Origin of the sequence: Streptomyces sp. NPDC008313 (assembly GCF_042956125.1) — a bacterium.
Taxonomy (GTDB): domain Bacteria; phylum Actinomycetota; class Actinomycetes; order Streptomycetales; family Streptomycetaceae; genus Streptomyces.
On record NZ_JBIBFR010000032.1, the window covers coordinates 37,861 to 61,375 of the forward strand.

15 protein-coding genes are annotated in these 23,515 nt (G+C 73.9%); 6 read left to right on the forward strand and 9 right to left on the reverse strand.

Going from position 1 to position 23,515, the window contains the following annotated elements:
• Nucleotides 1–59: 59 nt before the first annotated feature.
• The 8 genes from ACFY93_RS31300 to ACFY93_RS31335 all read right to left on the reverse strand — a co-directional run bounded on the left by ACFY93_RS31300 (nt 60) and on the right by ACFY93_RS31335 (nt 15,474).
• Nucleotides 60–1,718 (reverse strand): hypothetical protein, encoded by a 1,659-nt coding sequence (locus tag ACFY93_RS31300; protein WP_391365270.1) that lies wholly within the window; start codon nt 1,716–1,718, stop codon nt 60–62.
• On the reverse strand, nt 1,715–3,115 hold the full coding sequence (locus ACFY93_RS31305; protein ID WP_391365301.1) for a hypothetical protein: 1,401 nt from the start codon (nt 3,113–3,115) through the stop codon (nt 1,715–1,717). Before ACFY93_RS31305 ends, ACFY93_RS31300 begins: the two co-directional genes overlap by 4 nt.
• A gap of 131 nt (nt 3,116–3,246) precedes the next feature.
• The gene (locus ACFY93_RS31310) at nt 3,247–5,451 is read right to left on the reverse strand and encodes a CDP-glycerol glycerophosphotransferase family protein (RefSeq protein ID WP_391365271.1); all 2,205 of its coding nucleotides are present in this window, start codon (nt 5,449–5,451) and stop codon (nt 3,247–3,249) included.
• A gap of 6 nt (nt 5,452–5,457) precedes the next feature.
• On the reverse strand, nt 5,458–7,791 hold the full coding sequence (locus tag ACFY93_RS31315; protein ID WP_391365272.1) for a CDP-glycerol glycerophosphotransferase family protein: 2,334 nt from the start codon (nt 7,789–7,791) through the stop codon (nt 5,458–5,460).
• 175 nt (nt 7,792–7,966) lie between these two features.
• Nucleotides 7,967–8,848, reverse strand: coding sequence for an ABC transporter permease subunit (locus ACFY93_RS31320; RefSeq protein ID WP_391365273.1), 882 nt, complete (start codon nt 8,846–8,848; stop codon nt 7,967–7,969).
• Nucleotides 8,845–10,191, reverse strand: coding sequence for an ABC transporter permease subunit (locus tag ACFY93_RS31325; RefSeq protein WP_391365302.1), 1,347 nt, complete (start codon nt 10,189–10,191; stop codon nt 8,845–8,847). The genes ACFY93_RS31320 and ACFY93_RS31325 overlap by 4 nt, the downstream gene beginning before the upstream one ends.
• A 25-nt stretch (nt 10,192–10,216) precedes the next feature.
• Complete coding sequence (locus ACFY93_RS31330; protein WP_391365274.1) at nt 10,217–11,563, reverse strand: extracellular solute-binding protein; 1,347 nt, start codon at nt 11,561–11,563, stop codon at nt 10,217–10,219.
• Nucleotides 11,564–11,844: 281 nt separating this feature from the next.
• Entirely contained in the window at nt 11,845–15,474 is a 3,630-nt protein-coding gene (locus ACFY93_RS31335) for an FHA domain-containing protein (protein WP_391365275.1), read from the reverse strand.
• 466 nt (nt 15,475–15,940) lie between these two features.
• Here ACFY93_RS31335 and ACFY93_RS31340 point away from each other — a divergent pair, with 466 nt between their 5' ends.
• The 4 genes from ACFY93_RS31340 (at nt 15,941) to ACFY93_RS31355 (ending at nt 21,161) form a co-directional block, all read left to right on the forward strand.
• Nucleotides 15,941–17,617, forward strand: coding sequence for a protein kinase (locus ACFY93_RS31340; RefSeq protein ID WP_391365276.1), 1,677 nt, complete (start codon nt 15,941–15,943; stop codon nt 17,615–17,617).
• Between the two features lie 180 nt (nt 17,618–17,797).
• Nucleotides 17,798–19,021, forward strand: coding sequence for a protein kinase (locus tag ACFY93_RS31345; RefSeq protein WP_391365277.1), 1,224 nt, complete (start codon nt 17,798–17,800; stop codon nt 19,019–19,021).
• An 84-nt stretch (nt 19,022–19,105) separates the two neighbouring features.
• Nucleotides 19,106–20,212 (forward strand): peptide chain release factor 2, encoded by a 1,107-nt coding sequence (prfB, locus tag ACFY93_RS31350; RefSeq protein WP_391365278.1) that lies wholly within the window; start codon nt 19,106–19,108, stop codon nt 20,210–20,212.
• A 313-nt stretch (nt 20,213–20,525) separates the two neighbouring features.
• A complete protein-coding gene (locus ACFY93_RS31355) occupies nt 20,526–21,161 on the forward strand; it encodes a hypothetical protein (protein ID WP_391365279.1) in 636 nt (211 codons plus the stop codon).
• 100 nt (nt 21,162–21,261) lie between these two features.
• Here ACFY93_RS31355 and ACFY93_RS31360 read toward each other — a convergent pair whose 3' ends face one another.
• A complete protein-coding gene (locus tag ACFY93_RS31360; RefSeq protein ID WP_391365280.1) occupies nt 21,262–21,444 on the reverse strand; it encodes a hypothetical protein in 183 nt (60 codons plus the stop codon).
• A gap of 355 nt (nt 21,445–21,799) precedes the next feature.
• Between ACFY93_RS31360 and ftsE the strand changes: the two genes are divergently transcribed.
• Both ftsE and ftsX read left to right on the forward strand, forming a co-directional pair.
• On the forward strand, nt 21,800–22,489 hold the full coding sequence (gene ftsE / locus ACFY93_RS31365) for a cell division ATP-binding protein FtsE (protein WP_391365281.1): 690 nt from the start codon (nt 21,800–21,802) through the stop codon (nt 22,487–22,489).
• 40 nt (nt 22,490–22,529) lie between these two features.
• Entirely contained in the window at nt 22,530–23,447 is a 918-nt protein-coding gene (gene ftsX / locus ACFY93_RS31370; RefSeq protein ID WP_391365282.1) for a permease-like cell division protein FtsX, read from the forward strand.
• The last annotated feature ends 68 nt before the right edge of the window (nt 23,448–23,515 follow it).

Sequence of the window (23,515 nt, forward strand, 5' to 3'; positions counted from 1 at the left end):
CTCCTGCGCCCCGGCCCCCTCCGACCCGGCCCGCGACGCGGCTCCGGGCGGCCCCCGGGTCAGCGCCCGCCGCCCCCGACCCGCGCCAGCACCTCGCCCGTCCGCGGGCTCCGCGCCACCACCACCGCCTCCTCGGGCACCTTCCGCCAGCGCGTCAGCAGCAGCCAGCGGACGTGGTAGCGGCGGACGACGGCGGCGCGCTCGGTGCGGGTCGAGGCCGGGTCGAGGTAGGCCCGGACCGCCGCGAGCCGCCGCATCCGCTCCCGCTCGTCCAGCGAGGCGTCGGGCCAGGCGGGCGCGGCGAGGTTCGCCCCGTACCCCGCGATCGAGTGGACGGCGTAGTACCCGTCGGTGACGACCACCTCGCCGGGCGCGATGTGCCGCGCCGCCCACTCGTACGTCGGCCAGTGCGGCGGCCGGTCGAAGCCGACCGGGTCGAGGGCGCGCGGCACGACCGCCCCGGCGTGCACCGTGAGGAAGCCGGCCGCCGCGCCGGCCGCCGCCGCCGTGCCGAGCGCGCGCCGCCACACCGGCCAGGGGCGGGGCGCGGCCAGCTCCACCGCGAGCGCGAACTGGAGCGGCACCAGCGTCAGCCCCAGGATCCTGCCGTACGTGTAGTGCCCGCTGAACCAGCCGTACGCCACCGCCAGGCAGTCCAGGGTGAACATCAGCACCAGCGGATCGCGCCACCGGTGCCACAACCTCCCGGCGCCCCCGGCCCGCGCGCCGCGTCCCGCCTCCCCGGTCCGCCCCGTCTCCCCCGTCCGCCCCGCTCTTCCGGCCCGGCGCGCGCGCAGCCACAGGGCGGGCAGTCCGAGCAGTGCCAGCCAGAAGTGGCCGGGCATGCCCTCGTAGAGCCGCTCGTGCATCGCGTCCACGCTGTCGTCGCCGGCCAGCGCGAACACGTCGAAGTAGGGCCAGCAGCCCGCGACCAGCAGCGCCGTCACGCCCGTCAGCGCCCAGCGGACCACGGCACCGGCCCGCCATCCGCGCTGCCCGGCCGCGACGAAGGCCGCCGCGCCGAGCACCGCCGCCACCGAGGTGATCGGGTGGACGAGCAGGATCAGTCCGTACAGCGCGCCCAGCCCCACGTACCCGCCGAAGCCGCGCAGCCGCCTCGGGCCCGCGTACCGGACGGGTCCCTCGGCCGTGCCCGCGCGCCTGCCCGTCAGCGCCCACGCCCAGAAGGTGAGTCCGATGGCGAACGCCGACGGGTAGCCGAGGTTCCCGGTCATCGACATCAGCGCGAGGTAGCCGCTCCACCAGGCCCGCTCGGTGCCCCACAGCAGCGCCATCGCGAGCAGCGCGAACACGGGCGCCCAGCGCCGGGGCGTCAGGACGCGGACGAGCCGGCCGATGCCGGTCAGCACCACCAGCAGGTTCAGCGGACCGCCGAGCTTCACGACCTCCCGTCCCGGCAGCCCCGTCAGCCGGGCGAAGGCTCCCTGGGCCACGGCGTACGGCGAGTAGTACGGGCTGCCCGTGCCCGGCAGGTCGGCCATCGGGTGGGCCGGATGCAGCAGACTCGCCCTGAGCCGCTCGACGACCGCCGCGTGCTGGCCGAAGTCGCAGCACATCGGGACCCGCCAGTAGGCGAGGGTCGTCACCAGCCAGAACAGGGCGCCGCACACCAGATAGGGGCTGGGGCGGCGGGAGCGGGCCCGGCCGAGCGCGGTGGCGCCGCGCAGGTCCCGTCCGGCGAGGAGGTCGGCGCTCACCGGACGATGGGCGGGGCGGGGGAGGGCTGGACGGTCTGCGGCATGTGCACTGTATGCCCGTCCGGGTGAACGCCCTTGCCGGTCACCACCTCATCGAGTGAACCCGGCACCGGGCCCGGCACCGTACCCGGGACCGGCGGGGCGGCCGCCGCGTGCGGCCGTACGGCGGACTCCAGCAGCAGGGGCAGCCCCACCACGGGCAGCAGCCAGACCAGCACGATCAGCCGGTCGCCCCAGATGTTGATGTCGGGGTGGGCCGCCTGGGTGAGCACTCCGGTGCCCGCGGCCCCGAGCAGCAGCGCGCCGAACGCCGGCCGCTGCCGCAGCGCGCCCCACGCGGCGGCCAGTACGGCCGACAGGAACAGCGGCTCCCACAGCCGGCGGCGCAGCCACTCCACCCAGAAGTCGGCCTCCAGATGCAGGAACTCACGCCAGGGCCTGGCGCGGTCCGGGTACGCGAAGTGGTTCGTGAGCAGGTCCTGGACGCTGTCGGTCTCGGACGGGTAGTGCAGCAGCCGAGCCGCGACCAGCGTCCCCGCGGCCGCGCAGCAGGCGACCGCGGCGATCGTCCGCAGCCCGGTGTCGGGGCCGCCGCCGTCCCCGACCGTCCCGGACCCCCGCCCGTGCCGCGCGCGCCGCCGTCCGCGCAGCGCGCCGGCCACCGCGCACGCGCCCGCCAGGCACACCCCGAGGAACAGCGTCTGCGCGTGCTTCACGGTGAAGAGGGCCACCAGGGAACCGGCGAGCACGGCGGCCCCGGTCCGGCGGCGGCCCGCCAGCGTCAGGGCGCAGCCCCACAGCGCGGCCAGTGAGAGGGCCAGCAGCAGACCCTCGGTCATCGGGCGCATCGCCGTGCTTCCGCACGGCAGGACGAGGAAGAGGACCTGCCCCGTGACGGCGGCCCGTGGCGGGGCGCGCAGCGTGCGCAGCACGAGGAAGGCGAGGGCGCCCCCGGCGACCGTGACCGCCACGCCCGCCGCCCACACGCCCCACGTCACGCCGAGCACCGTCACGAACGGCACGAGCAGCGCCGGGTAGCCGGGCCGCACCTCGAAGATCCGCATGAACCGCTCGGACATGAAGGGGGCGGTGCGGCCCGCCGTCTGTCCGGCGGCGAGCCGTCTCGACACCTCACGCCACTGCTCGCGGCGGCACGTCGCGGTGACCCGCCGGGTGGGGCTGGGCGCGTGGAAACGCACGGTGTCGACGCTCTGGGCGCGGCGCGCGATGGACGCCCGGCCCGCGCAGGCGTAGTCGACGGCCCCCATGGCCGCCTCCCGTTTGCCGTCGCCGCGCAGACTCAGCGCGTAGGAGAGGTAGTTCTTCGTGTCGGGGGTGTCCCGCCCGGTGACGTTGGCCAGTTGCAGGACGGCGAAGACGGCGGCCACCAGGACCACCCAGGACACGGCGGACCGCGGGCGCCGGGAGGGCCGGGGAGGGCGAGGGGCCCGGGTGGGCCGAACGGGCCGGGGCGCGCGGACCGCCGTGCGCATCCGGGCGGCGGCGCCCGCCAGGACGGCGGCGACGCTCACGACGGCGCCAGGACGCCGCGGGCGCTCACGGGACTCGGCACGCGGGGCACGGCCTCCGCCCGTTCCCCGAGCATCAGCGCCCGTACCACCCGCTCCGACGCCCGCCCGTCGTCGAACTCGCAGAACCGGGCCCGGAACTCGGTCCGCATGCGCGTCGCCTCCTCGTCCTCCCAGGCTCCGGACGCGAACAGCCACACCAGCTGCCGGTAGGACCGCGAGACCTGGCCGGGCGGCTCGGCGGTGATGTCGAAATAGGCGCCCCGGCTCGCCGCGTACGTGCCCCAGTCGTCGGCGTGCACGACGATCGGCCGGTCCAGGTTGGCGTAGTCGAACATGAGGGCCGAGTAGTCCGTGACCAGCACGTCCGAGGCGAGCATCAGCTCCTCCACGTGCGGTTCGTCGGTGGCGTCGACCAGGACCCCGCGGCGGTGCAGTTCCGTCAGCCCGAACCCGCGCGCCGGGCCGTCCGCGAGCGACGGATGCAGGCGTACGACGAGGGTGTGGCCCTCGCCGAGGTCCTCGGCGAACCGGGCGAGGTCGAACCGCTCGGCGTGACCGCCCCTGACGTAGTCGCGGCGGGTCGGCGCGTACAGCACCACCCGGTGCCCGGCCGGGACGCCGAGCCGGGCGCGGACCGCGTCGCCGTCGTCGGGCTTGGCCCCCACCAGCACGTCGTTGCGCGGGCTGCCGGTGCGCAGCGAGGTGAAGCCGCACGGGTAGGCCCGCTCCCAGACCAGCTCGGCGTGCCGGTTCGCGACCAGGCTGTAGTCCCAGCGGTCGGCGCGGCGCAGCATCTGCGGCACGTCGAGACCGTGCCGGGCGCCCGGCTTGTGCAGCAGGTCGGCGCCCATGTACTTCAGCGGCGTGCCCTGGTGGGTGTGGATGTGGACGGAGCCGGGGCGCTTGGCCAGGGCGCCGGGCCAGTTGACGTTGTTGACGAGGTACGTGGCCCGGGCGACGACCTCGCGGTAGCCCGCGGAGTCCGGGACGACGTACTCGATGCCCGGCGGCAGCGACGGGACCTGGTCCTCGCGCACCACCCACACCCCCCGGATGTGCGGGGCGAGTTCACGGGCCGCGCGGTACACGGCCGCCGGGTCGCCGAGCACCCCGCGGTGCGAGAACGCCGAGTACACCGCCAGGTGCGGGTCGAGCGGGCGGCGCTCGTGCAGCGCCGACCAGGCGTGTCCGGCCCGTCCGGCCGCCCAGGCGCCCGCCTGCCGCCCGCGTCGGCCGGCGGTCTTCGCGGCCCGCGCCGCCTGCTGCCGGGCCCGGTAGGCGGGGTAGCCCTGCTCCAGGACGCGCAGGTCCACCGGGACCGGGCCGGGCGGCCGGTGCTTGCGGAAGAGGTCGGCGGTGCGCCGGAAGAACTCGGCCTTGTCCGCCTCCGGGAGCCGGTCCGGCTTGCCGAGGATGTCCAGGCAGTGCTCGCCCATCTTGCCGTGCAGGTAGGAGCGCCAGCCGGCCAGCGCCGGACGGGAGTCGACGAACGCGAAGACCCGCTCGTACTGGTCGTGGACGTCGAAGTGCTTGCGGCTGGTGGTGGACAGGATGTTGCCCTGGCGGCGCTGCCGGTAGGCCAGGCAGATCCGGTCCAGCGTCGCGATCCGCTCGGCGCTGAGCAGCACCGGGAACGTCCAGGGCGTGTCCTCGTAGTAGCCCGGCGGGAACCGGAACCCGTGCCGCTCGACGAAGTCCCGCCGGTACGCCTTGTTCCAGACCACCATCAGCAGTTGGAGGATCTCCGGGTGCTCGGCGGCCGTGAAGGTGCCCTCGCCCGCCTCGGCGAGCACCCGTGCCAGCACGTTGCGCCGGGTGCCGCCCCACCAGAAGGTGCGCGCGTAGTCGAAGACCAGCACGTCGGGGTCGCCGCTCTCGTCGAGCCGGTCGGCCATCGCCCGCAGCGCGCCCGGCGTGAACGTGTCGTCGCTGTCGAGGAAGAGCAGGAAGTCCCCCGTGGCGTACGGGATCCCGGCGTTCCTGGCGCGGCCGAGCCCGACGTTGTCCGCCAGGTGCAGCACCCGCACGCGCGGGTCGGCCGCCGCGTACTCGTCGAGGATCGCTCCGCAGCCGTCCGGGGAGCGGTCGTCGACGGCGATCACCTCCAGATCGGTGAACGACTGCTCCAGGACCGAGTCGAGGCACTCGCGCAGAAAGCCCTGCACCTTGTGGACGGGGACGATGACGCTGAAGCGGGGCACGGCGGATCAGCTCCTTGCCGGGGTCGCGGAGGGGGCCGGGGACGCGGGGAGCGCGGGACAGGCGGCCGGGGCCGGGACGCGCGCGGCCAGGGGCAGCAGCGGGGGGAGCGCCTCGGGCGGCTCACCGAGGAACACCCGCCGCACGACCCGCTCGGCGGCCCGTCCGTCGTCGAACTCGCAGAAACGCTCGCGGAACCGCGCCCGCAGCGCCGCCGCCTCGGCGTCCGCCCAGGAGCCGTCGCGGAAGACACGGGCCAGCTCGGCCGGCGTGCGCACGACCGGCCCCGGGGGCGAGGCGAGCAGGTCGAAGCAGACGCCGCGGGTCTCCCGGTAGACGTCCCAGTCGTCCGCGTACACGACGATCGGCCGGTCCAGGTTGGCGTAGTCGAACATGATCGACGAGTAGTCCGTGATCAGCGCGTCGGCGGCCAGGCAGACGTCCTCGGAGGAGCGGTGCCCGGTCACGTCGATGACCCGTGCGCCGCCCGCCGCGGCCGCCCCGCGCGCCCGGTCGTCGTAGAAGTAGTGGGCGCGCAGCAGCACGACGTACTCGTCGCCCACGGCCTCGCAGAACGCCGCCAGGTCCAGGCGCTCGTCGAAGCCGCTGCTGAAGTCCCGGTGCGTCGGCGCGTACAGGACCGCCTTCCTGCCCTCCGGAACACCCAGCTCGCGCCGTACCCGGGCGACGTCGGCGGCGGTCGCCGTGTAATAGACGTCGTTGCGCGGATAGCCGTACTCCAGCGTCCGGTACGAGCCGGGGAACGCGCGCTCCCACACCTCGGTGGAGTGCCGGTTGGAGCAGAGGTTGTAGTCCCAGCGGTCGACGCGGTTCAGCAGCTTGGCGAAGCTGCCGGTCGCGGCCGCCACCACCGGGTACGTGGACTGGTCGACACCCATCTTCTTCAGCGGGGTGCCGTGCTGGGTCTGCAGGTGGACGCTGCCGGGGCGCTTGACGACCCCGTCGGCGAAGTTGGCGTTGTTGACCAGGTACTTGGCGCGGGCCAGCACCTCCCAGGAGCGGCGGCTGCCGATCACCGCGTGGTCGAGCCCCGGTGGCAGGCTGCCCACCGCGTCGGGTTCCACCAGGAACACCGAGCGGATGTGCGGGGCGAGTTCGCGGGCCTTGGCGTGGATCGCGGCCGGGTTGCAGGCGTAACCGCGGCCCCAGTAGGCGCAGTACACGGCGAGGTGTTCGTCGAGGGGTCGGCGCCGGTACGCCGCGTAGGCCGCGCGGGCCAGCGGCAAGTGGGGGCGCGGCGAGCGGCGGCTCGCCCGCGCCGCCCGGTTCGCGCCGCGCAGCGCCCGGAACGCGCCGTACGCCCCGGTGGCCAGCAGCCGGTGCTGCACGCCGAGGCTTCCCGGCGGCGGCCGGTACCCGGCCGGGCGGTGCCGCCGGTAGAGCGTGCCCGCCTGGCGGAAGAAGGCCCGGCGCCGGCCCGCGGGCAGCCGCTCCGGGCGCGCCGCCGTCCGCAGCACCTCGGCGAACAGGTCCCCGAACAGCGGCCCCGACCGTTCGGGGGGCAGGCCCAGTTCGGCGGCGCGGGACAGGACCAGCTCCACCTGGTCGAGGAGTTCGAGCTGGTGCTCGCCCGGCGCGTTGAGCCGGCTGCCCTGGCGGCGCAGCAGGTGCTGTACGCAGACGGTGCGCAGGACGGCCATGCGCTCGGCGGCGAGGGTGACCAGGCCGCCCCAGCCGACGTCGGTGCCGTGGCCGGCCGGGAAGGCGAGGCCGTTCGCGGTGACGAAGTCCCTGCGGTACGCGGCCGTCCAGGCCGGCAGGCCGACGCCGGTCAGCTCCGGGGCCTCGACGGGCGCGAAGACCCCCCGGGGCGTCCGGGGGAGCTCGGGCGTGCTCGTCTCGACGTCCCACCAGTGGACGCGCTCGTACGCGAAGCGCAGGACGTCGACGGCGCGGGCGGTGCCGTACGCGTCGGCGTCACGGGTGGAGCCGTACGCGTCGGCGTCACGGGTGGTCCCAGCGGGGTCGCGGGCCTCGCCGGGCGCCTGCGTCTCGCGCAGCCGCGCGTCGATCGCCGCGAGCGCGCCCGGCGTCAGTACGTCGTCGCCGTCGAGGAAGAGCAGGTACGCGCTCCGGGCGGCCTCCATCCCGGTGTTGCGGGCCGCGCTCAGTCCGCCGGAGGGCGCGGAGACGACCGGGGGGCGCACGCGGGGGTCGCGCCCGGCGTACTCGGCGGCGACGTCGGCCGCCGGGGAGTCCGGGGCGTCGCAGACCGGGATCACCTCGACGTCGCCGAAGGACTGGCCGAGGACCGAGTCCAGAGCCTGCGACAGGCGGCCCGCGACCTGGTGAGTGGGGATGATGACACTGAACCTGGGCAAAGGGCATCCATGGGTCGGTGCGGGCATATTGCCGTAAAACGGCAGATGGTGTGACCGGGTTACGCCGGACGCGGCATCCGGGGGACCCGCACAACTGACCGAGGGGCGGTCCTCTTGGGACCACCCCTCGTCGCTGCCGCTGCCGCGCCGTGCTCGTGCCCGTGCGGTCGCGCCGCTACTTCACCGCGCCCGCCATCACCCCCGACACGAACTGCCGCTGGAACGCGAAGAACACGGCCAGCGGGATCACCATCGAGATGAACGCGCCGGGCGCCAGGATCTCGATGTTGCTGCCGAACTGCCGGACCTGCTGCTGCAGGGCGACCGTCAGCGGCTGCGAATCGGCGTCCGAGAAGACCAGGGCGACCAGCATGTCGTTCCACACCCACAGGAACTGGAAGATCCCCAGCGACGCGATGGCCGGCGCGCCCAGCGGGAGGACGACGGTCACGAACAGCCGCATCTCGCCCGCGCCGTCCAGCCGCGCCGCCTCCAGCAGCTCCCTGGGGATCTCCGCGAAGAAGTTGCGCAGCAGGAAGATGGCGAACGGCAGCCCGAAGCCGACGTGGAAGAGGACCACGCCGATGACGTCACCGAAGATCCCGATCTTCCCGAACAGGTCCGACAGCGGGATCAGCGCGACCTGCACCGGCACCACCAGCAGGGCGACCACGGCCAGGAACCACCAGTCGCGGCCCTTGAAGTCCATCCACGCGAACGCGTATCCGGCCATCGCGCCGATGACCACGACGAGCAGCGTCGCCGGGACCGTGATCCAGACGGTGTTGAACAGCGCTCCGGTGACGTCGTCGTTCTCCAGCAGCGACCGGTAGCTGCCGGTCGTCAGTTGCGCGGGCGCGGTGAAGACCTTCCACCACCCGGAGGAGGCGATGTCGGTCGGCTCGCGGAACGAGGAGACCAGCAGGCCGAAGGCGGGTACCAGCCAGAACAGCGCGACCAGGAACAGGAAGACGCGCAGCGCTCCGCCCGCCGCGCCGCCGACCACCCGGGCGGCGAGGGAGCGCTTGGCGCGTACCGGGGTGTCGAGTGCGCTCACCGCTCGCGCTCCTTCCTGAGACGGCGGATGTTCACGATCATCACCGGGAGGACCAGCAGCAGCAGGAGCACGCCGATCGCGCTGCCCACGCCGTAGTTGCCGCCGCCGCCGAACGACGACAGGAACAGTTGCAGGGCGAGGACGTTGGCGTCGTCCTGGGTGGGCTGCGGGGCGATGATGTAGACCAGGTCGAAGATCTTCATCACGTTGATCATCAGGGTGATGAGGACGACGACCAGGACCGGCGCGAGCATCGGGACCGTGATCCTGCGGAACACCTGCCACTCGTTCGCGCCGTCCACCCGCGCGGCCTCCAGGAGATTGCGGTCGACCCCGGCCAGGCCCGCCGAGATCAGCACCATCGCGAACCCGGCCCACATCCAGACGTACGAGCCGATGATGGCCGGGGTGACCAGCGTCGGGCCGAGCCAGTCGATCCCGTCGTAGGGCGCCGAGAAGTTGGAGCCCGGCAGCCTCAGCCGGGCCCCGTCGGCCTCCTTCGGCAGGGTGAAGGTCCCGTCGGCCCCGCTGGTCGCGGAGGCGACGACCTCGCCGTCCTTCACCGCCTCGACCTCGACGCCCTTCAGCGCCTTCTCACCGGCGTCGATCGCGCCCTTCTCGCCGCCCCCGCCCAGCTTGAAGTCCAGCCAGACGGTGCCCGAGACGCCGTCGCCGGAGGCGCTCGCCGCCTTCGCGCCCTCGGGGTCGCCGGGCAGCCGGTTCGGCGCGATGCCGACCAGCGGAAGCAGCGCCGGGGTGCCCGACCGCACCGTGCCGGTCGTCGTGAAGGAGCCGCCGCCGGACGCCTTCAGATCGCCGGCCTGGGCGTTCGGCCGCGCCTTCGGATAGACGGAGGAGTCGGTGAACGTGTCGTGCACGGAGGTGACGACCGCGTTGGCGACGCCCTGGTCCGGGTCCTGTTCGTAGACGAGACGGAAGATGATGCCGGCGGCGAGCATCGAGATCGCCATCGGCATGAAGACGATCAGCTTGAACGCCGTACCCCAGCGGACCCGCTCCGTCAGCACGGCGAAGATCAGGCCGAGCGCCGTCACCAGGGCGGGGGCGACGGCCACCCAGATCGCCGTGTTGCGGACGGCGGTCAGCGTCGAGTCGTTGCTGAAGATGTCGCCGTAGTTGTCCAGGCCGACGAAACCGGAGCCGTCCGCGTCGTACAGACTGCGCCAGACCGAGTACCCGATCGGGTAGACCACGAGCGCGCCGAGCAGCACCAGCGCGGGCAGCAGGAACAGCACCGCCACCCACAGCCGCGTACCCGTCACGCTCTTGCGCGGGGCGGCGGAGGGCACCGGCGGCAGTGCGCCGGCGCCGTCCGCCTTCAGTGCCGAGGACGACACGACGCGGCCGTCAGCTGCTCTTGTACGCCTTGGCGGCGTCGGCCTCGAGCTTCTTCTGGGCGCCCGCCACGTCCTTCGGGTTCCTCAGGAAGTCCTGGAGGTCCTTCCACTCACCGACACCCTGCGTGCCGCCGAACGCCGCCGGTGCCTGGTCGGACATGTCGAACCGGAAGTCGTCGCCCGCCGCGAGCAGCGCCTTCGCGATGTCCCGGGTCACGCCGTCCTTGTACGTCGCCGGGTCCATCTCCTTGTTGGGGGAGATGAAGCCGCCCTGCGCCGCCCAGATCTCGGCAGCGTCCGTGGAGGACAGGAACGTCAGCAGCGCCTGCGCGCCCTTGCCGTCCTTGAGGGCCACGGCGACGTCGCCGCCGCTGACCACGGGGGCCTGGTCGCCGACCGCCGGGAACGGGAAGACCTTGGCGTCCGTGCCGACCTTCGCCTTGGTGTCGGCGTTGATGTTCGCCGTCACGAAGTCGCCCTCGTAGACCATCGCGGCCGGGCTGTCACCGGAGAACGTCTGGGTGACCGACTTCGGGAACTCCGTGCGCAGCGCGCCCGAACGGCCGCCCGCGAGCAGTTCGTCCTTGCCCCACAGCCCGGCGAGTGTCGTCAGGGCGTCCTTGACCGAGGGGTCCGTCCACTTGATCTTGTGCGCGGCCAGCTGGTCGTACTTCTCCGGGCCCGCCTGGGAGAGATAGATGTTCTCGAACCAGTCGGTGAGCGTCCAGCCGTCGGCCCCGCCGACGGACACGGCCGGGGAACCGGCGTCGGACAGCGTCTGCGCCGTGGCGACGAAGTCCTTCCACGTCTTCGGCGTGTCCGTGATGCCCGCCGCCTCGAACGCGTCCGTGTTGTACCAGACCAGGGACTTGTTGGCGGCCTTCACATAGGTGCCGTACTGCTTGCCCTTGTACGCGCCGAGGTCCTTCCAGCCCTGCGAGAAGTTCTTGTCGAGCTGCGCCTGGGCCTCGCTGCCCAGCGGCTTGAGCCAGCCCTTGTCGGCGAACTGGTGCAGCACGCCGACCTGCGGGAGGAACGCCACGTCCGGCGGCGCGCCGCCCTCGATCTTCGTCCCGAGGAACGTGGAGGTGTTGTTGCCGGTCGGCACGAAGCTGACCTGGGCGCCGGTGCGCTTCTCGAACTCGTCCAGGACCTTGGTGAAGTTCTTCTGCTCCGGGCCGGTCCAGACGGCCGCGACCTCCAGCTTCTGCCCGTCCAGCTTCGGGAGTTCGACGGAGCCGCTGGTCTTCTTGCCGCCGCCCCCTCCGCCGTCGCCGTCCTTGTCGTCGTCACCGCCGCACGCGGTGAGCGTCAGCGCGAGCGCGCCCGCGACGACGGCGGCGCCCGTCCTCGCCATCCCCGACGGCCTCGACCCGTGACTTTGGTGACCTCGTACACGAAGAGTTCTGCGCATCACTGCCCCGTTCTTCGTACTCGTCGAACGTCCGGCGCTATCCCGTGCGATCTGTCTACGCCCGGGTCCCGGGGGTGGCAATAGCGCCTGCCGTGTCAAGCGACTGATCGTGACCGCGTCGTAACTCGCCTGGGCGAGGGCGGACGAGCGGGCGGCGACGGGCGGCGGGACGGCGGCGCGGGGGCCGGGGCAGCGAGCGGCGAGGGGGCGTGGACGGCCGGGGGTCAGAGCAGGGACGGGACCTCCGCCGCCGAGACGGAACGGGCGGCGCGCTCCAGTGCGCTGGCGAGGAGGGCCAGGTCGGTCGGGCCGTTGCCGAGCTCGCGGACGGGCCGGCGCGTCGGCGGGTCGCCCATCCGCTGCCATTCGAGCGGTACGACCGTGGGCCGCAGCGTCGCCGTCCGGGGGATCCGCCCCGTCACGCGTCCCGCCTGGAAGGGCGTGACCCGTCCGTCCGCCGTGGTCAGGCGGCCCCGGCCGGGGGCCGGTTCCTCCGGTCCCGGCGCGGGAGCGTCGAGCGTGATCCGTGACCGGGCCGCCCGCCCCAGCTCCGAGTCCGCCGTACGCCCCCCGGCGGCGGCCGCCGCCACCAGGTGCACGCCGAGCCGGTCACCCTCCCGGGCGACCGCCTCCAGCGCCCGTATGACGGAGCCAGCGGAGGGCCGCCCCGGCGCTCCCAGCGCGGGGGCCAGCAGGGCGTCCAGGTCGTCGACGACCAGCACCAGCCGGGGGAGCGGCGGGCCCGGCTCCGGACGCCTGCGGGCCGCCGCCGGGCGCAGCCGCAGGGTCGAACTCGGGGGCGTGTCCAGGTCGGACGCGCCCGCCGCGGGCGGGCCGCCCGGTGAACGCTGGGCCACGATCCGGCCCGACACCTCGCGCCGTGTGTGCCACTCGGCGAAGCCGAGCCGGCCCAGCAGCTCGGAGCGCCGCTTCAGCTCGGCGCTCAGGGACTGCGCGAACTCCCGCATCCGGACGGGGTCGTTGGCGGTGAGATGGGTGGTGACGTGCGGCAGGTCCGTACAGACGTGCAGACCGCCGCCGCGCGCACCGCCGCTGCCGCGCGCACCGCCGCTGCCGCCCGGGGTGTCGTGGCCGTCCATGAGGACGATCCCGAGCCGGTCGGGCCGCTCGGCGGCGGCGAGGGAGGCGGTGACGGACCGCAGCAGCTCCGTACGGCCGCTGCCCGCCGGGCCCTCGATCAGCAGATGCGGGCCGTCGGCCGGGAGATCCACCCCGACCGGCCCGCGCGGACCCGCGCCGAGCACGGCCCGGGCGCGTCCGCCGAGCGACTCCGTGTCGTCGGCCGCGTCCGCCCAGCGCGCCATCAGCGACGCGGGGGTGGCGCGGGCGAGCCCCAACTCGTCGAGCAGCCGCGCCGACTGCGGCAGCGGCGCGGACACGCGCGGGTGCCGCTCGACGGCCGCGCCGTCGGGACGCAACGGTGCCAGCGCCCGCGCGAACCGCTCGGCCCACGCCGTCGACACCGCGTCCAGGGCCGCGACGGTGCCGTGGCCCATGGGGCCGCGCGCGGGGTGACCGGAGGCGTGAGGAGCCGCCTGCCCGGCGGGGCCGCCCGCCGCACGGGGCCCGGACCGCTCCCCGCGCGTGGTGTCCGGGACACCGCCGTGCGCGATGCGCATCAGCCGCAGCGCCGTCGCCACGTCACCGCTGAGCAGCGCGACGGCCCCGCACTCGCGGAACACCGGCGACACCGCGCAGGCCGCCTCGTACGTCTGTGTCACCGGGGACGCGGGCGAGGCCGCCGCCGTCTCGGCGAGACAGACGACGTGTATCCCGGCGCGCGGCCCGTCCTGCGCGAGCCGGACCACGGCCTCCCGCACGCCGGGGCAGCCGGGGTCGCCGTCCACGACGACGACCGTGTACGGCCCGTCGAAGACGTCCTCGTCCGTGGCGTCGTCCGCGTCGGCCCGGGCCCACGAGGGGCGTCCGGGCCCGTCCTGCCCGCGGGCGCCGGGCGCGCCGCCGGCCGGGGCCCGGCGCGGGACCAGGCCCGCGCGCGGCTCGGCCGCGTGGTCCTCGAGGCGGCGCAGGAGCTCGTCGGTGCGGGCGGTGGCCTGCTCGTGGTCGAAGGCGAGCAGGAGACGGCAGTCCTGGCCGTGGGCCGGACGCAGATGCGGGAGCCAGCCGAGCCAGGACCACTGCGCGACGCGCTCCCGCGAGGTGCGGGAACGGTCGGTGCCGATCAGGACGATCTCCAGGTCGTCGGGGGAGTGCAGCGCGGCGAGCTGCGCCACGACCGCGCGGGCCAGCCCCGCGAGCCGCTCGCGCGGCCCGGCCAGCCCCAGCGAGCCGGCCTCCCGCAGCCCCACGGTCACCGGCACGGCGGGCAGCAGCCCCGCGCCGTCGGGCGCCGACCGGTCGGCCGTGCCGAGCCGGACCGCCAGCGCCTCCGGGTGGCCCGGCCCGCGCTCCCACAGGCGGGGACCCGGGCCCAGCGCGGTGAGCAGCAGCGCCGCCGGATCCGGCCAGCTCTCGGGCGCCTGCGCCACCGGTGCGGCGGGCTCGGCCGACGGCGCCCGCTCCACCTCGTACGGCTCCCGCTCCGCGCCGGGCGTCTCGCCGCGGCCCTTGGCGAGGCGCCGCGCCCACGCGCTCAGCCCGCCGCGCCTGCGCACCCCGGCGGGCTCGCCGGTGCCCCGGGCGCCGTCCTCGCCGGGCCGTGCCCCCGGGAGGTCCCCGGCCGGTCCGCCGCCGACGCGCCCCGCGCCGTACCCGGACGCCGTCGCGCCCGTCGCCCCGCCCCGCGCGTGCGCTTCGAAGCCGCCGCCGTGGGTGGGCAGGCCGGACGCCGGCCGGGGGTCGCCGTCCCTCGGGGTGAGGGCCCGCTCCCCCGCCCGCGTGCCCACGTCGTACGTCCGCGCCCCTCTGCTCTCGATCCGCGGGGCCCCGCTCTGGTCCGGCACCACGGGCGGCTGCGGCCCGTCGTGCCCCTGGGCCCGGGCACCGCCCTCCGCGGCGCCCCAGCCCGCCGTCCCGTAGGCGTGACCCGTCTGCCCGGGGGGCGCGGCGGGCTCGCCCACGCGCGCGTGGGGCACGCCACCCGGGGCCGGCCCCGACGCGCCGCCACCGGGCAGCGGACGCGCCCGGCCCTCCGCATCCCCGTCGCCGGTAGCGGGCCCGTGCCCGGCGTCGTCCGGGCCACCGGCGTCCGGGGCCGCCACCCGCACGTGCCCCTCCCCGTCGGGAGCCGTCGCCACCGCCGGGACCGCGCCCGGCGCGACCAGCCGCAGCGCCGACTCGCCGACCCGGAGCAAGGCCCCCGGGGCGAACCGCACGGGGCGGGCGCCGACGCGGGCGCCGTCCAGCGACGTGCCGTTCGTCGAGCCGACGTCGGCGACCGTGACGCGGCCGTCCGGGGCGACGGTGACCGCGCAGTGCAGCCGGGAGACGTCCGGGTCGTCCAGCGGGACGTCCGCGTCGGCGGAGCGGCCGACCCGGATCTGCCCGCCGTGCAGGAAGTGCACGCCGCCCGCGTCGGGGCCCGCGACCACGCGCAGCTGGGCGGCGCCCTCGTCGACGTCGGGGCCGGGCTCCACCGGCGCGCCCAGCGACAGCACCGCGCCGTCCGTCAGCGGCGGCTCACCGAGCGTGCAGCGCTGCGCGTCGAGCCGCTCGGCGCCCGCGTACAGCACGGCCTGGCCGCCCCCGGCCTCCCGGCCCCGCTCGGCGTGCGCTCCGCTCCCGTCCCCGCCGACCGCCGCCGCCAGACCCGACGCCACCGCAGCCAGCGCCGTCCCGGCGGGCGCGGTGACCAGCACATCGCAGGCCGCGGCGCGCCCCCGTGGTTCCGAGGGCGGGCCCAGCGGGTCTACGACGGTCAGCCGGATCTGCATCGCCGTCAGCGGTCCCTTCCGCGCGGGCACCCGCGACGAGGACGAGGCTGCGCCGCGGTCCCCCACCGCAGACTTCCCCCACCCACCGCGCACGGGCACGTCGGCCAGTACTGGAGGCATCCTCGCACCTGCCACCGACAACACGCCCGGCACCCGGGAACAAGTGATCTTGATTGGTCGGCTCTGCCCGCAAAAGTGCCTGACCGGTACCCGACCCGTGCCCGCTTGGGACCGCTCGCACGGGGCGTCGGCAACCATCCGGCACAAGCGCGCGTCTTCTCATCGAACACGGACCGGGACACCGGGGGAACGCCGCGAGAACGACCGCGGTACGCGGCTTTCGGCCCGTGGGAGGACGACAGCCCGGGACCCGTGCCCACGGCACTACAGTGGGTCGGAACACCCGTAGCACGGTGGACGGCGGTGGACCGATCACCAGGCGAGCAAGCAACAGGGAGCGCATGACGTGCGGCCGGTAGGGAGCAAGTACCTCCTTGAGGAGCCGTTGGGCCGCGGCGCCACGGGCACCGTCTGGCGCGCCCGCCAGCGGGAGACCGCGGGTGCCGAGGCGGCCGTGGCGGGGCAGCCCGGCGAGACCGTGGCGATCAAGGTCCTCAAGGAAGAGCTCGCGAGCGACGCGGACATCGTGATGCGGTTCCTGCGGGAGCGCTCCGTCCTGCTCCGCCTCACCCACCCGAACATCGTGCGCGTGCGCGACCTGGTGGTCGAGGGCGAGCTGCTCGCGCTGGTCATGGACCTCGTGGACGGCCCCGACCTGCACCGCTACCTCCGGGAGAGCGGACCGCTCACGCCGGTCGCCGCCGCCCTGCTCACCGCCCAGGTCGCCGACGCCCTCGCCGCGAGCCACGCCGACGGGGTCGTCCACCGGGACCTGAAGCCGGCGAACGTCCTGCTCAAGCAGGACGGCGACCGGATGCACCCGATGCTCACCGACTTCGGCATCGCCCGTCTCGCCGACTCCCCGGGCCTCACCCGCACCCACGAGTTCGTCGGCACGCCCGCGTACGTCGCGCCGGAGTCGGCCGAGGGCCGGCCGCAGACGTCCGCCGTCGACATCTACGGCGCGGGCATCCTGCTGTACGAGCTGGTCACCGGCCGCCCGCCGTTCGGCGGCGGCTCCGCCCTGGAGGTGCTGCACCAGCACCTGAGCGCCGAGCCGCGCCGCCCCTCGACCGTCCCGGACCCGCTGTGGACGGTCATCGAGCGCTGTCTGCGCAAGAACCCGGACCAGCGGCCCAGCGCCGAGAACCTCGCGCGCGCCCTGCGCACCGTCGCCGAGGGCGTCGGGGTGCACGCGAGCGCCGCACAGATCGCCGCCGCCGAGGGCGTCGGCGCGCTCCTCGCGCCCGACCCGGCGCCCGCCGCGGTCCCCGGCGCGGGGGGCGACGCCGACCCCACGCAGGTACTGCCGCAGGGTGCCGGAGCGTACGACCCGAACGGCGCGACGAGCGTCCTGCCGCACACCTCGGGCGACGCCGACCCCACCTCCGTGCTGCCCCACCGGGGCGCCGCCGACCCGACGGCCGTCATGCCGCCGGTGCCGCACAACCAGCCGGGCGCACCCGGCCCCGAGGACCCGCACCCCTGGCAGAACCAGCTCCGCGCGGCCCGCGACCGCAACGAGCAGACCCAGATCCAGTACCTCGACCCCAGCGAGGACCCGCTGCGCCGCCGCCCCCAGCGGCAGGTCGCGCGCCCGCAGCAGCAGCGCCCCCGGCAACAGCAGCGCCCGCAGCCGCAGCAGGCGCCCGGATACGGCTATCCGGGACAGCAGCAGTACGCGCCCCAGCAGCCCCAGCACCGGCAGCCCCAGGGGTACGTGCCCGCGACGCAGCCGCAGCCCGAGCCCCAGCGGTACGCACCCGCCCCGCCCCAGCCGCAGCAGCCCGCCCGGCAGCCGCGCGAGCCGCGTCAGCGCGGCGCCAACCCGATGAAGATCCCCGGGCTCGGCTGCCTCAAGGGGTGCCTGTTCACCGTGGTCATCCTCTTCGTCGCGAGCTGGCTGGTCTGGGAGCTGAGCCCCCTCCAGGAGTGGATCGGGACGGGCAAGGGCTACTTCGAGCAGCTGAAGGACTGGTACGACACCGTCAGCGGCTGGATCGGCGACCTGGGGAACGTCTGACGGCCGCCGCCGAGCGGCGACTCTGGAGATTTGTCGACACCTGCCGGGTGATTTCCGTCTCCGCGGTGAAGGTCGGCTCGTACGGCGCGTAGTTTTATCGGCTGGGGGTCCGGGTCCTCGGGGCCCAGGGACGTTCCCTGGATGGCGCAGCAGCGACAACACGCGTCCGTAGGAGCAGTCTTGACACGGAAGATCGGCAGCCGGTACACCGCCCACCAGATCCTGGGGCGGGGGAGCGCCGGCACGGTGTGGCTGGGCGAGGGGCCCGAGGGTCCTGTCGCCATCAAGCTGCTGCGCGAGGACCTCGCGTCCGACCAGGAGCTCGTGGGCCGCTTCGTCCAGGAGCGGACCGCCCTGCTCGGGCTCGACCACCCGCACGTGGTCGCGGTCCGGGACCTCGTGGTGGACGGGACCGATCTCGCGCTCGTCATGGATCTCGTCCGCGGCACGGACCTGCGGACCCGGCTCGACCGCGAGCGGCGCCTGGCCCCCGAGGCCGCGGTCGCCATCGTCGCGGACGTCGCGGACGGACTGGCCGCCGCGCACGCGGCGGGCGTCGTCCACCGGGACGTGAAGCCGGAGAACGTGCTGCTGGACATGCAGGGCCCGCTCGGGCCCGGCGGCTCGCACCCCGCGCTGCTGACCGACTTCGGAGTGGCGAAACTCATCGACTCGCCCCGCCGGCCCCGCGCCACGAAGATCATCGGCACGCCGGACTACCTCGCCCCCGAGATCATCGAAGGGCTCCCGCCGCGCGCCTCCGTCGACATCTACGCGCTCGCGACCGTGCTGTACGAGCTGCTGGCCGGGTTCACGCCCTTCGGCGGCGGGCACCCGGGCGCGGTGCTGCGGCGGCACGTGACCGAGACGGTCGTGCCGCTGCCCGGCATCCCCGAGGAGCTGTGGCAGCTCATCGTGCAGTGCCTGGCCAAGGCGCCGGCCTCGCGGCTGCGGGCGTCCGAGCTGGGTGACCGGTTGCGGGAGCAGCTGCCGCTGCTGGTGGGGATGGGGCCGCTCGACGTGGACGAACCCGACACGGAGCCGGTGGACGAGCCCGCCGACCCCGCCGAGCCGGACGCGCCCCGCGAGCGGATACGGCGCGGAGCGGTGCCCCTGGTACCGGGCGCCGCGCCCGACTCCAACCGGGACACGCACACGTCGATGCGGGTGCCGGGGCCGGACGAGCTGGCCGGCGGGGCACGCGGAACGGCGCGGGCGCCCCGCGCGGCGGGAGCGCCCCGCCCGGGCTCCGCCCGGCACCGCGCGTCCGCGCGGCGACGCAGGGTGACGCTGGCGGCGGCGACGGTACTGCTCGCGGGCGCGGCGGTGGGCGCCTGGCTCGCCACCTCCGCCGACGACCAGGGCGCGCCCCCGCCGGAGACCAGCCGGTCCGCGACACCGTAGAGCCGCGGGCGCGCGGGCGGCCCCGGAGGCACGATTGCCCACAGGGGCGGCGGGACCGCTCGCCGTTGCCGTTACGCTGGAGGCGTGGCAGTCGTCGATGTATCCGAAGAGCTCAAGTCCCTCTCCTCGACCATGGAGTCGATCGAGGCCGTCCTGGACCTCGACAAGCTGAGGGCAGACATCGCCGTGCTCGAGGAGCAGGCGGCCGCGCCGTCCCTGTGGGACGACCCGGACGAGGCGCAGAAGATCACCAGCAAGCTGAGCCACCTCCAGGCGGAGGTCCGCAAGGCCGAAACCCTGCGCGGCAGGATCGACGACCTCAGCGTGCTCTTCGAGATGGCCGAGGAGGAGGACGACCCGGACACCCGCGCCGAGGCCGAGAGCGAGCTCACGGCCGTCAAGAAGGCGCTGGACGAGATGGAGGTCCGGACCCTGCTGTCCGGGGAGTACGACTCCCGTGAGGCCGTCGTCACCATCCGTGCCGAGGCCGGCGGCGTCGACGCCTCCGACTTCGCCGAGAAGCTGCAGCGGATGTACCTCCGCTGGGCGGAGCGCCACGGCTACAAGACGGAGCTCTACGAGACGTCGTACGCGGAGGAGGCCGGCATCAAGTCGACCACCTTCGCCGTGCACGTCCCGTACGCCTACGGCACGCTCTCCGTGGAGCAGGGCACGCACCGCCTGGTGCGCATCTCCCCGTTCGACAACCAGGGCCGCCGGCAGACCTCCTTCGCGGGCGTCGAGATCCTCCCCGTGGTCGAGCAGACCGACCACATCGAGATCGACGAGTCCGAGCTGCGCGTCGACGTCTACCGGTCGTCCGGCCCCGGCGGCCAGGGCGTCAACACGACCGACTCCGCGGTGCGGCTGACCCACCTGCCCACCGGCATCGTGGTCTCCTGCCAGAACGAGCGCTCGCAGATCCAGAACAAGGCGAGCGCGATGAACGTGCTCCAGGCCAAGCTGCTGGAGCGGCGCCGCCAGGAGGAACAGGCCAAGATGGACGCCCTCAAGGGCGACGGCGGCAACTCCTGGGGCAACCAGATGCGTTCGTACGTCCTGCACCCGTACCAGATGGTCAAGGACCTGCGCACCGAGTGCGAAGTCGGCAACCCCGAGGCCGTGTTCAACGGCGAGATCGACGGATTCCTCGAGGCCGGAATTCGCTGGCGCAAGCAGCAGGAGAAGTAGGCCGGGAATTCCCGCCGCTTTTCCAGCGCTTTGTCGACAAGGCAACTGCCGCCCCAAGGGCGGCAGTTGCTTTCTTCATGTGAGGGACGTCTGGGGTTTTCGTCACAGTCAGATGTCCGCACGGCAGGCAAATGCGATGGAGCGGGACATCGCGTACGCAACGACCTTGACGGTCCGTTGGAAACTGGGAAGGGTGGCGGGTGGCATGCGTATATCCGGGGCGCATGTGAACCGGGAGGCGAGTGAGCCACCTGTGACGCCGTGGCCCTGGGCGCTGCTCCACTGACGATCAGCTACTGGGGGTAGCAGGCAGATGACCAAGAAGACGCGGATCCGTGTCGCACGGATAGCCGCCGGTGCGGTGATCGCCGCGGGCGCTTCGCTGACCGCCGCGGGCGCCGCTTCGGCACTCGATGTCAACGTGGGTGTGGCCGGACTGAACGCGGGCGTCTCCGCGGACGAGAACGGCATCGGCGCCCAGGTGGACGTGGACGACGAGCCCACCGACCCGGCCCCGACGGACACGGGCGTCCCGGGCGACCCGACCGACCCGGCGCCCACCGACCCGGCGCCGACCGACCCCGCGCCGACCGACCCGGCGCCCACGGACCCGGGCCCGGGCCCGACCGAGCCCACCGAGAACCCGACCGAGCCGGGCAACGGCAACGGCGGGGGCAACGGCAACGGCGGCGGTAACGGCCACGGGGGCACCAACCCCGACGGCGGCGGCTCCAAGCCCGTCGAGCAGAACGAGGGCTCCTCGGCGCTGACCGACACCGGTGCGGACACCACGGACACCGGTGCGCAGGGCGCGAACGACGGCGAGCTCGCCGAGACGGGTGCCGCCGAGACCACGTTCCTGCTGATCGGCGCGGCCACGATGATCGCCGGCGGTATCGGCTTCCGCCTGCTGCCGCGCGTCATGGGCGGCCGCGGCGCGGCAGCCTGACCGGGGACACCCGGCGGCGGTACCGCGCGCGGTACACGCAGTGAGCGCGGAGGGCCCGGAGCAACCGCTCCGGGCCCTCCACCGTGTCCTGGGTGTCTGTCTAGCGGGCGAGCAGGGCCACCGCCGCGATCAGCACGGCGAGCAGGGCGATCAGCGCCATGGGGCTCAGTCCCGCCAGGGGGCTCTCCTGCTGCAGCCGCTCGCGGTTCGCGCGGCAGACGGCGCAGCGGCCCTCACTCACCGGCGCCGCGCAGTTCGCGCACACCAATCGGTCGTACGTCATGCGCGCCTCCTCTGCGGCTCGACACCGCCACCGCTCCCGCGGAACTGATTGACCTCGCGGGGACCGGCCGATCTCTCGGGGCCGTCCACTCCGGGCTCCACTCTTACAACGCCGCCCGGACCCGAACCGTTCCCTTCCACTGTGCCAGGTTCCGCGGAATTCGGCGCGTCTCCCCCTGTGGTGCCCGTTCCGGAGGCGTTCTAGGCAGGAGAAGCAGCCGGATTCAGGCCGGGAAAGCGCGGCAGATCCGGGACAAAGCGCGCAAGCCTCGCGCATCCCCGGACGCCGACTGCGCTCGTGTACCCGGTTCGCGTATGGTCACGCTCACCTACCCCCGGCGACCCGTGGTGCATCCGTGATCCGATTCGACAACGTCTCCAAGGTCTACCCCAAGCAGAACCACCCCGCTCTCAGGGATGTCTCCCTGGAGGTCGAGCGCGGAGAGTTCGTGTTCCTCGTGGGGTCCTCCGGCTCCGGAAAGTCCACCTTCCTGCGGCTGATCCTCCGCGAGGAGCGGGCCAGTCACGGCCAGGTGCACGTCCTGGGCAAGGACCTCGCCCGCATCTCCAACTGGAAGGTGCCGCACATGCGCCGCCAGCTGGGCACCGTGTTCCAGGACTTCCGGCTGCTGCCGAACAAGACGGTCGCCGAGAACGTCGCGTTCGCGCAGGAGGTCATCGGCAAGTCGCGCGGCGAGATCCGCAAGTCCGTGCCCCAGGTGCTCGACCTCGTCGGGCTCGGTGGCAAGGAGGACCGCAGGCCCGGTGAGCTGTCCGGCGGTGAGCAGCAGCGCGTCGCCATCGCGCGCGCCTTCGTCAACCGGCCGAAGCTGCTGATCGCCGACGAGCCGACCGGAAACCTCGACCCGCAGACCTCCGTCGGCATCATGAAGCTGCTCGACCGGATCAACCGGACCGGCACCACCGTCGTGATGGCGACCCACGATCAGAACATCGTGGACCAGATGCGCAAGCGCGTCATCGAGCTGGAGAAGGGCCGTCTCGTCCGCGACCAGGCGCGCGGCGTCTACGGCTACCAGCACTGACCGCCACGTACCTGTCCATGGAAAGGCCTGAGTAGACGCCATGCGCGCCCAGTTCGTCCTGTCGGAGATCGGCGTCGGTCTCCGCCGCAACCTGACGATGACCTTCGCCGTCATCGTCTCGGTCGCCCTCTCGCTCGCCCTGTTCGGCGGTTCGCTCCTGATGAGCGACCAGGTGAACACGATGAAGGGCTACTGGTACGACAAGGTCAACGTCTCGATCTTCCTCTGCAACAAGAGCGACGCGAAGTCCGACCCCAACTGCGCCAAGGGTGCGGTCACGAGCGAGCAGAAGACCCAGATCAAGAGCGACCTGGGGAAGATGTCCGTCGTCGACAAGGTCGAGTACGAGTCGGCGGACGAGGCGTACAAGCACTACAAGGAGCAGTTCGGCGACTCCCCGCTGGCCAGTTCGCTGACGCCGGACCAGATGCAGGAGTCGTACCGGATCAAGCTGAAGGACCCGGAGAAGTACCAGGTCGTCGCGACCGCCTTCGACGGACGCGACGGTGTGCAGTCCGTGCAGGACCAGAAGGGCATCCTGGACAACCTCTTCGGGCTGCTGAACCTGATGAACCGGGCGGCGCTGGGTGTGATGGTGCTCATGCTGATCGTCGCGCTGCTGCTGATCGTCAACACCGTGCGTGTCTCGGCGTTCAGCCGCCGCCGGGAGACGGGCATCATGCGGCTGGTGGGAGCCTCCGGCTTCTACATCCAGGCGCCGTTCATCATGGAGGCCGCCGTCGCCGGAGTGATCGGCGGTGGTCTGGCGTGCGTGTTCCTGGTCGTCGGGCGGTACTTCACCATCGACCACGGCATGGCGCTGTCCTCGAAGCTGAACCTGATCAACTTCGTGGGCTGGGACGCCGTGCTCACCAAGCTGCCGCTGATCCTCGCCGCGAGTGTGCTGATGCCCGCCCTGGCCGCGTTCTTCGCGCTGCGCAAGTACCTGAAGGTGTGACAAGCCTCCCGTACCGATGACGAGCGCCGCACGGTCAACCCGCCGTGCGGCGCTTGTCGTTGTCCTAG

Coding starts and splice junctions, on each gene's coding strand:
- ACFY93_RS31330 (WP_391365274.1), bottom strand. CDS start 11,563: ATGGCGAGGACGGGCGCCGCCGTCGTCGCGGGCGCGCTCGCGCTGACG.
- ACFY93_RS31335 (WP_391365275.1), bottom strand. CDS start 15,474: ATGCAGATCCGGCTGACCGTCGTAGACCCGCTGGGCCCGCCCTCGGAA.
- ACFY93_RS31355 (WP_391365279.1), top strand. CDS start 20,526: ATGACCAAGAAGACGCGGATCCGTGTCGCACGGATAGCCGCCGGTGCG.
- ACFY93_RS31360 (WP_391365280.1), bottom strand. CDS start 21,444: ATGACGTACGACCGATTGGTGTGCGCGAACTGCGCGGCGCCGGTGAGT.
- ftsX (WP_391365282.1), top strand. CDS start 22,530: ATGCGCGCCCAGTTCGTCCTGTCGGAGATCGGCGTCGGTCTCCGCCGC.